The organism is Burkholderia sp. BCC1988, from assembly GCF_905339895.1.
Classification (GTDB): domain Bacteria; phylum Pseudomonadota; class Gammaproteobacteria; order Burkholderiales; family Burkholderiaceae; genus Burkholderia.
Genome location: NZ_CAJPHA010000028.1, coordinates 81,052 through 90,496 on the forward strand (window position 1 = coordinate 81,052; position 9,445 = coordinate 90,496).

General features: G+C 67.2%; 8 protein-coding genes. All 8 read right to left on the reverse strand.

The features are described 5' to 3' along the window. Nucleotides 1-91: 91 nt before the first annotated feature. Nucleotides 92-1,393, reverse strand: coding sequence for an FAD-binding oxidoreductase (locus U4012_RS31175; protein WP_321803273.1), 1,302 nt, complete (start codon nucleotides 1,391-1,393; stop codon nucleotides 92-94). Between the two features lie 25 nt (nucleotides 1,394-1,418). Continuing rightward, nucleotides 1,419-2,723 (reverse strand): FAD-dependent oxidoreductase, encoded by a 1,305-nt coding sequence (locus U4012_RS31180; protein WP_321803275.1) that lies wholly within the window; start codon nucleotides 2,721-2,723, stop codon nucleotides 1,419-1,421. A 112-nt stretch (nucleotides 2,724-2,835) separates the two neighbouring features. Further along, nucleotides 2,836-4,410 (reverse strand): DUF3138 family protein, encoded by a 1,575-nt coding sequence (locus tag U4012_RS31185; RefSeq protein ID WP_044847894.1) that lies wholly within the window; start codon nucleotides 4,408-4,410, stop codon nucleotides 2,836-2,838. Nucleotides 4,411-4,511: 101 nt separating this feature from the next. Next, nucleotides 4,512-5,351, reverse strand: coding sequence for an ABC transporter permease subunit (locus U4012_RS31190; protein WP_321803276.1), 840 nt, complete (start codon nucleotides 5,349-5,351; stop codon nucleotides 4,512-4,514). After that, nucleotides 5,348-6,334: an ABC transporter permease subunit gene (locus U4012_RS31195; RefSeq protein ID WP_321803280.1), complete on the reverse strand. Its 987-nt coding sequence runs from the start codon at nucleotides 6,332-6,334 to the stop codon at nucleotides 5,348-5,350. The genes U4012_RS31190 and U4012_RS31195 overlap by 4 nt, the downstream gene beginning before the upstream one ends. A gap of 10 nt (nucleotides 6,335-6,344) precedes the next feature. After that, nucleotides 6,345-7,499, reverse strand: coding sequence for an ABC transporter ATP-binding protein (locus U4012_RS31200; protein WP_124486635.1), 1,155 nt, complete (start codon nucleotides 7,497-7,499; stop codon nucleotides 6,345-6,347). Between the two features lie 188 nt (nucleotides 7,500-7,687). Further along, entirely contained in the window at nucleotides 7,688-8,803 is a 1,116-nt protein-coding gene (locus tag U4012_RS31205) for a polyamine ABC transporter substrate-binding protein (RefSeq protein ID WP_124486634.1), read from the reverse strand. 62 nt (nucleotides 8,804-8,865) lie between these two features. Continuing rightward, the coding region (locus U4012_RS31210) for an aminotransferase class III-fold pyridoxal phosphate-dependent enzyme (RefSeq protein WP_321803277.1) at nucleotides 8,866-9,445 on the reverse strand (580 nt) is incomplete at its 5' end.

Genomic DNA, 9,445 nt, shown 5'->3' on the forward strand with positions numbered 1-9,445 from the left:
CCGAAGCCGCGAGATTCGATGAAACGGCCGCGCTTGCGCGGCCGTTTTGCGTGGCCGGTACGTCCGCGTGCGCCGTGCCGTGCGCCGCCGCTCAATGCATGCCGAACGCGTCGAGCAGCCGGTACCAGCTCATCGCGAGCACCAGCGCCGGCGTGCGCAGCGTCGCGCCGCCGGGGAAGTCGCGATGCCGGATCTTGCCGAACAGGTCGAAGCGGCTCGCCTGGCCGTCGATCGCCTCGGCGATCAGCTTGCCCGCGAGCGCGGTCGTGTTCACGCCGTGCCCCGAGAAACCCTGCGCGAAATACAGCGTCGGCGCGACGCGCCCGAAGTGCGGCGCGCGGTTCATCGTGATGTCGACGAAGCCGCCCCATGCGTAGTCGACCTTCACGTCCGCGAGCTGCGGGAACGTCTTCAGCATGTCCGCGCGCATCGCGTCGGCGAGATTGCGCGGCGGCCGCGTCGAATAGCTGACCTTGCCGCCCCACACGAGCCGCGTGTCGGGCGCCGGCCGGAAATAGTCGAGCACGAAGCGGCTGTCGCAGATCGCCGCGCGCGCGGGCATCAGCGCGGCGGCGCGCGCCGCGCCGAGCGGCTCGGTCGCGATCACGTAGGTGCCGACCGGCATGATCTTCTTCGACAGCGCGGGCGCGAGCGTGCCGACGTACGTGTTGCACGCGAGCACCACGAAGCGCGCGCGCACCTGCCCCTGGCCGGTCTCGACGACGTGGCCGCCCGACACGTCGCGCACGCGCGTCACGCAGCTGTCCTCGTGGATCCGCACGCCCGCGTCGGCGGCCGCGCGCGCGAGCCCGAGCGTGTAGTTCAGCGGATGCAGGTGGCCGCTGTCCGGGTCGTACAGGCCGCCGCGATAGCGCGCCGATTGCACGTAGTCGCCGAGTTCGTCCGCTTCGACGAAATGGAACCGCTCGTGGCCGAAGCGCTTCGCGGCCTCGTCGCGCCAGCGTTTCAGCGCATCCGCGTCGCGCTCGGTGTTCGCGGCGGTCAGGTAGCCGGGCACGAGCGCGCAGTCGATGTCGTGCTTCGCGATGCGCGACTTCACGAGCGACAGCGTTTCGAGCCCCATGTCCCAGATCCGCTTCACGTCGCCTTCCGGCATGAAGTTGCCGAACGTGTCGATGTCGCATGCAAAGCCGCCGATCAGCTGGCCGCCGTTGCGCCCGCTCGCCGCCCATCCGACCCGCGACGCCTCGAGCACGGTCACCGAATGGCCGCGCTCGGCGAGGTTGAGCGCGGCGGACAAGCCGGTGAGGCCCGCGCCGATCACGCACACGTCGGCGTCGGTCGCGCCGGCGAGCGGCGCATGGCGGGTCGTATCGTTGGCGGTCGCCGCGTAGTACGACGCGACGTGCGGCTGGTTGGCGAATGTCTGCATGTTCAGGAAAACGAATGAAGGGGGCTCAGAACAGCTCGCGTACGCGGTGGTACAGCATCCCGAGTTCGAGCGCGGGCTGCCGCCATGCGTCGCCGCCGGGAAAGCGCCGGTGGCGCAGCTGCGCGAACAGGTCGAACGCGCGCGTGTCGCCCGCGATCGCGCCGGCGATCGCGCGTCCGGCGATGCCGGTCAGCGCGACGCCGTGTCCGCTGAAGCCCTGGACGTAGAAGAAGTTCGGATCGAGCGCGCCGAAGTCCGGCGCGCGGTTGCGCGTGACGTCGACGAAGCCGCCCCACGCGTGGTCGACGCGCACGTCGGCGAGCTGCGGGAACACGCCGACCATGCGCTGCCGGATCGTGTCGGCGAGCGTGTCGGGCGACGCGCCCGCGGAGTTCGGACGACCGCCGAACAGCATCCGGTGGTCGGCCGACAGCCGGAAGTAGTCGAGGAAGAAGTTGTTGTCGCACACGGCTTCGCGCTGCGCGATCAGCGCGTCGGCGCGCGCGCGGCCGAGCGGTTCGGTCGCGATGATGTACGACGCGACCGGCGCGATGCGTGCGGCGGTCGCGGCCGGCAGGATGCCGCCGGGGCCCGCGTTGCAGCACGACACGACGAAGCGGCAGCGCACCTCGCCCGACGGCGTGCGCACGACCGGCCGGGCGCCGCGCACGACGTCGAGCGCGGGCGTGTGCGCGTGGAGCGCGACGCCTTCGCGGCGCGCGGCCTCGGCGAGGCCGAGGCAATACTTGAGCGGATGCAGGTGGCCCGACAGCGGATCGTAGACGCCCGCCAGATAGCGCGGCGACGCGATGCGCGCGCGGATTTCGCCGGTGTCGAGCCACGACAGCGACGGATGGCCCCAGCGCGAGCGCGCGGCATCCATCCAGGCACGCAGGTCGTCGATGCGGCGCGGCTTGGTCGCGACCGTCAGGTAGCCGCGCGTGAAGTCGCAGTCGATGCCGTGGCGCGCGATCCGCTCGGCGATCAGCGCGAGCCCGTCGAGCGACAGCGACCACGCGGCGCGTGCGCCGGCGGCGCCGAGCTGCTGCTCGATCACCTCGTCTTTCGCGAAACCCGTGATCGCCTGTCCGCCGTTGCGGCCCGATGCGCCCCAGCCGGGCCGATGCGCATCGATCACGGCGACCGACAGCCCGCGCGCACGGCAATCGAGCGCCGTCGACAGGCCGGCGAAGCCCGCACCGATCACGCACACGTCGACGTCGATCGCATCCTCGAGCACGGGGTCGTCGGCCACGGGGCGCGTGGCGGTTGCTTCGTAGTACGAGTCGCGCGCGAGCGCGTCGGCGCGGCGGGTGAAAGACTGCGTCATCAAACCGACTCCGTCGAAGACGGCCGGCGGCGGTGCGCGACGCACCGCGATCCGGCCGGGTGAAACGATGCGGGACGCCATGCGCGCGGCACGGCGTCCCGCGCGGCCCGCATCAGAACGAATAGATGAACTGCGTCGCGAGCAGGTCGTTGGACTTGCCGTACGAACCGTCGTTGCGCAGGAACACCTTGTTGTTCGCCCAGTCGTGCCGGTATTCGACCTTCACGGTGATCTGCTGGGTCGGATAGAACAGCAGGTCGAGCGCGACGTCCTGGCGCACCGCGCCCTTGCACTCGAAGCCCAGGCCGCCGCCGGCCTTCGACTGCGCGAGGCAGTCCGCGTCGACGCCGAAGCCGTTGCTCGGATCCATCCCGTTGCCGTTCAGCGCGATGCCGCCGCCGCCGCCGCCGTTCTTCGAGTTGGCGAGCAGGTCGTAGCGCAGCGTCACGCCCATGCGGCCGACCACCGGCGCGTTGAACTTGCGGTGCGCGAGCAGCGACAGGCCGTACCACTGAGCGAGCCCGCCGTTGAACGCCGCATGCTGCTGCCGGCCGTAGTCGACTTCGGCGTTGTACTGAATGTCGGCGAGCGTGTAGGTCGCGTCGAGTTCGCCGAAGAAGAACGAGCCGTACGCGCTCGGTGCCGCGCCGCCCGGGCCGTAGTGGACGTTGCCCTGGTCGTCGATCGCGCTCGCCAGCGTCTGCCGCCCGATGTTGAACGAACCGCCGATGTCGAGCGCGCTCGACCACGTGTAGTCCGCGCGCGCGGTGAAGGTCGGCACCTTGTTGCTGGTGGAGATCGGATCGCCGAGTGCGTTGGTGCCCGTCTGCGTGACCGAACCGTACGTGCGGTACTGCTCGTTGCCGAGGAAGAACTTCCACGCCCAGGCGCCCTTCGTGTAGTTCGCGCCGATACCGACGTAGCTGCCCGGATCCGAGAAATCGTACAGCAGGTTGTGCGTGAGCGTGAGCATCTGGTTCGACTGCTGCACCTCGTAGCCGCCGAAGCTCGGGATCAGGCCGGCGACGAGTGTCGTCTCGGCGGTGATCGGTACGTTGACGACCGCGGTGTTCAGCAGGTTGTCGGTGATCGAGCCGCGCGAGTTCTGCAGCAGCGTGATGCCGTTGCCGCGGTTCGGCATCAGCGTGATCTCCGCCGACGGCGCCATCGGGCCGACGCCGAAGGTCTTCTTGATGTCGAGGTAGAGATCGCCGAACGTGCTGTTGAAGTAGTTGTACGCGTTCTCGTGGTTCGCGAACAGGAACGACGACGTGCCGGCCGCGCGGTTGTAGATGTAGGTCGGGTCGATGTAGCCGGTGACCGACAGGCCCGCGAGCGGCCCGGTGTTGGCCGCGTCCGTCAGCGAGTCGACCTTCAGCTGCTGGTTCGCGATCTGCTGCTTCATTTCACTGACTTCGTCGTTGGTCAGCGTGGCTTGAGCCTTGCCGTAGTCCGGCGACGATGGGTCGGCGGCCACGATCACCGGCTTAGCCGCGGTCGTCGCGCCGGCCTGCGCGACCGGGGTGCCGCCCGGCTTCGCGGCGAGCTGCGCCTGCATGGCCTTCATCTGCTTCTGCAGCGCGGCGACCTGCGCCTGCAGTGCCTTGATTTCGGCGGAGGTCGAGTCGGCCAGCGCGATGCCGGGCAACGCGCCGGCCACCAGCAGGCAGATCAGTTTCTTCTTCATTGCGGATTCTCCTTGTCGTGCGCTTGGTCAATCTGTGATCGGCCCGCGCGCCGCATTTCGCGGCGCGCGGGTCTTGTTATCGATGAAAAGGGAAGCGGGCGTCAGGCCGCCGCGAACGCCGCCTTCATGTCGGCCACCCGGCGCCGTTCGCGCGCGATCATCATCTGGTTCACGACGAACACGCCGATGGTCACCGCGGTGATGAACAGCGTCGCCAGTGCGTTCATTTCCGGGTTCAGCCCGAGCCGCACGCGCGAGAACACCACCAGCGGCAGCGTGGTGGAGCCCGGCCCCGACAGGAACGCCGACAGCACCAGGTCGTCGATCGACAGCGTGAACGACAGCAGCCAGCCCGACAGCAGCGCCTGCGAGATCAGCGGCAGCGTCACCACGAAGAACACCTTCAGCGGCGTCGCACCCAGGTCGAGCGCGGCTTCCTCCAGCGACTTGTTCATCTCCTTCACGCGCGACTGCACGATGATCGCCACGTACGACACGCACAGCATCACGTGGCCGATCCAGATCGTCACCATCCCGCGGCCCTTCGGCCAGCCGAACATCTGCTCCAGCGCAACGAACAGCAGCAGCAGCGAGATCCCCTGGATCACCTCCGGAATCACCAGCGGGGCGTTGATCATCCCCGTGTACAGCGTGAAGCCCTTGAAGCGGCCGAAGCGCGCGAGCACGAAGCCCGCCCACGTGCCGATCACGACCGACGCGGTGGCCGTCAGCAGGCCGATCTTCAGCGACAGCCACGCGGCGGTGAGCAGCTCGTCGTCCTGCCACAGCGCCGCGTACCACTTCAGCGAGAAGCCCGACCACACCGTCACCAGCTTCGACTCGTTGAACGAGTACACGACCAGGCTGATGATCGGGATGTACAGGAACAGGAAGCCGAAGGCGAGGACGCCCGTCGACAGCGGTTTGCTCGGCTTGATCATTTCGCTTCCTCCAGTTCCTTGACCTGGTAGTACTGGAACAGCGCCATCGGCACCAGCAACAGCAGCACCATCGCGACCGTCACCGCGGACGCCATCGGCCAGTCCATGTTGTTGAAGAATTCATCCCACATCACGCGGCCGATCATCAGCGTGTCGGCGCCGCCGAGCAGTTCCGGAATCACGTACTCGCCGACTGCCGGGATGAACACCAGCAGGCTGCCGGCGATGATCCCGTTCTTCGACAGCGGCAGCGTGATGCGCGTGAACGCGACCCACGGCTTCGCGCCGAGGTCGTAGGCGGCCTCGAGCAGCGTGAGGTCCATCTTCACGAGGTGCGCGTAGAGCGGCATCACCATGAACGGCAGGTACGAATAGACCATCCCGATGTAGACGCCCGCGTCGCTGTGATAGAGGCGCAGCGGCGTGTGGATGATGCCGAGCGCGATCAGCGTGTGGTTCAGGAGGCCGTCATCCTTCAGGATTCCGATCCATGCGTACACGCGGATCAGGAACGACGTCCAGAACGGCAGCATCACGGCCATCATCAGCACGTTGCGCCGGCCCGGCTCCGAGCGTGCGATGTAGTACGCCATCGGGAATCCGATCAGCAGGCACAGCAGCGTCGACACGGCGGCCATCTTCAGCGAGCTGAGATAGGTCGCGATGTACAGGTCGTCCTGCAGCAGGAACGCGTAGTGCGACAGCTGCAGCGCGAAGTGCACGACGCCGTCCTTGATCTCGACGAGCGACGTGTACGGCGGGATCCCCATCACCTGGTCGGCGAAGCTGATCTTGAACACCAGCACGAACGGCAGCGCGAAGAAGATCACGAGCCACAGGAACGGCACGCCGATCGCGACGCCGCGGCCCGACGGCAGGAAGCGCGACAGCGCGGCGAAGCGGCTGCGGCGCTTCGAAGCCTGTGCCGTTGCGGTGGCACCGGTCGAAACCGGCGCGGACGGAGTGGAGGCGGAAGTTCTCATCATGTCGTCCTCACTGCGTCAGCACGACGCCGCTGGCCGGCGACCACGACACGAACACGTCGTCGTTCCACGCCGGCGCGCTGTCGTGCATCAGGTGCGAGCTCGACAGGTTCGACACGACCGTCTTGCCGCTCGGCAAACGCACGTGATACAGCGAGTAGGCGCCCATGTAAGCGATGTCGGTCACCACGCCGCGCGCCCAGTTGTGATGCGAGCCCGGCTTCTCGCGCGATACGTGCACGCGCTCCGGCCGCACCGAGATGCCGACCGGCATCCCGAGCGGGCCGGTCACGCCGTGGCTCACGTACATGCGTGCCTCGAGGTCGTCGCTTTCGACGAAGATGTGATCGGGTTCGTCCTCGACCACGCGGCCTTCGAACAGGTTCGTCGAGCCGATGAACTCGGCCGAGAAGCGGCTGTTCGGGTATTCGTACACTTCGCCCGGCGTGCCGATCTGCACGATCTTGCCTTCGCTCATCACCGCGAGGCGGCTCGCCATCGTCATCGCCTCTTCCTGGTCGTGCGTGACCATCACGCAGGTCACGTCGACCTTCTCGATGATGTTCACCAGTTCGAGCTGGGTCTTCTGGCGGATCTTCTTGTCGAGCGCGGACATCGGCTCGTCGAGCAGCAGCAGCTTCGGGCGCTTCACCAGCGAACGCGCGAGCGCGACGCGCTGCTGCTGGCCGCCGGACAGCTGGTGCGGCTTGCGCTTCGCGTACTTGCTCATCTGCACCAGCGCGAGCGCGTCGGCCACGCGTTCCTTGATCTCGTTTTTCGGCGTGCCTTCCTGCTTCAGCCCGAACGCGACGTTCGATTCGACCGACATGTGCGGGAACAGCGCGTACGACTGGAACATCATGTTGACCGGACGGCGGTACGGCGGCAGCGACGCGAGGTCCTCGCCGTCGACGAAGATCTTGCCGGAGGTCGCCGTCTCGAGCCCGGCGAGCATGCGCAACAGCGTCGACTTGCCGCAGCCGGAGCTGCCGAGCAGCGCGAACAGCTCGTTCTTCGCGATCGTCAGGTTCACGTTGTCGACGGCCGTGCTGTCGCCGAACTTCTTCACGACGTTTTCGATGCGCACGAACGCATCGTTCTTCGTGCGGGCCGCGGCGGCCGGTTGGGTGTGGCGTGCGGCAGCGGAAGAGGGTATCGATTGCATGGGAGTCACCATTCGTTCTTCACGGATTGCAGGCGTGAGCGTCCCCGCGCGAGGCGTACAACGCGACTCGCGGACAACGGCTCGTGCCGGATGGAACAGCGCGCGGTGCGCGCGGGCGGACGAAGCGTCCGCGGATCTCTGGCGGGCAGGCGTTCAGCCGATGCCTGCGCCGCCGTGATGGTTCGTGATCAGTGGCCCGTCTTCAGCTGCGCCCACAGACGGTTCTCGAGGCGCAGGATGTCGGCCGGCATCGGCTTCATCAGCACCATCTTCTTCAGCACGTCCTCGGGCGGATAGACGGTCGGATCCTGCGCAACGGCCGGCGTGACGAACGGGTGCGCTGCCTTGTTCGCGGTCGGGTAGAACACCGTGTTGGTGATCGCCGCGTTGACCTTCGGGTCGGACACGTAGTTGATCCACTTCAGCGCGGCCTCGGGGTGCGGTGCATCCTTCGGGATCACCATCACGTCGAACCACAGCAGGCCGCCTTCCTTCGGGTTCGAGAACTTGATGTCGTACGGGCGCTTCGCCTCCGACGAGCGGCGGTGCGCGATGCCGACGTCGCCCGACCAGCCGAGCACGACGCACACGTCGTTGTTCGCGAGGTCGTTGATGTAGCCGGACGAGTTGAACTGGGTGATGTACGGGCGGACTTTCTTCAGGACTTCGAACGCAGCCTGGTAGTCGCCGGGGTTCTTGCTGTTCGGATCCTTGCCCATGTACTGCAGCGTGGCCGCGAACACGTCGACGGCCTGGTCGAGGAACGACACGCCGCAGCTCTTCAGCTTTTCCATGTTGGCCGGGTCGAACACCAGCGCCCAGCTGTCGACGGGCGCCTTGTCGCCGAGCGCCTTCTTCACCGCCTGCGCGTTGTAGCCGATGCCGTCGGTGCCGTAGGCCCAGGGAACGCCGTACTGGTTGCCCGGATCGGCGTCCGAGATCATCTTCATCAGCAGCGGGTCGAGGTTCGCGAGGTTCGGGATCTTCGACTTGTCGAGCTTCTGGTACACGCCGGCCTGGATCTGCTTGGCCATGTAGTTCGAGGTCGGCACGACGATGTCGTAGCCCGAGCTGCCCGCCAGCAGCTTCGCCTGCAGCGTGTCGTCGCTGTCGTAGTTGTCGTACTTGACGTGGATGCCCGTCTGCTTCTGGAAGTTCGGGATCGTGTCGGGTGCGATGTAGTCGGACCAGTTGTAGACGTTCAGCTCGTCGGCATGCGCCGACGGACTGGCGACCGACGTGAACGCGGCCACCGCGGCAAGGGCCGCGATGGAACAGGCTTGGCGAAGAAAGCAGGCACGCATGGTGGAATTCCCCTGGGTTATGGCGGCGCGCGGCACCCGCCGCACGCCTGTAGGCAAAGTCGTTACGAAAGGCCCAGTTGCTGGGCGGTCGCATCGACGGCCTTCTTCGCCTTCGATACGAGTTCATCGATTTCCTGACGCGAAATCACGAGCGGCGGCGACAGCAGCATCCGGTCGCCGGTCGCGCGCATGATCAGGTTGCCGTTGAAGCAGAAGTCGCGGCAGATCGTGCCGACCTCGCCGCCGTTCGCGAAGCGGCGGCGTTCGGCCGGCGACTCGGCGAGCTGCAGGCTCGCGACCATCCCGTGGCCGTGCACTTCGCCGACGATCGGGTGACGCGCGAAGGTTTCGCGCATCAGCGCCTGGAAGTACGGGCCCGTGTCGTGCTTCACGCGCTCGACGATCCCTTCGTCGCGCAGCAGCTTGAGGTTCGCGACCGCCACCGCCGCCGCGACCGGGTGCCCCGAGTACGTGAGGCCGTGATTGAATTCGCCGTTGTCGATGATCGGGCGCGCGACGCGTTCATGGATACCCACCGCGCCCATCGGCACGTAACCCGAGGTGAGGCCCTTGGCCATCGTGATCAGGTCCGGCTCGAAGCCGAAGTGCTGGTGCGCGAACCATTCGCCGGTGCGGCCGAAG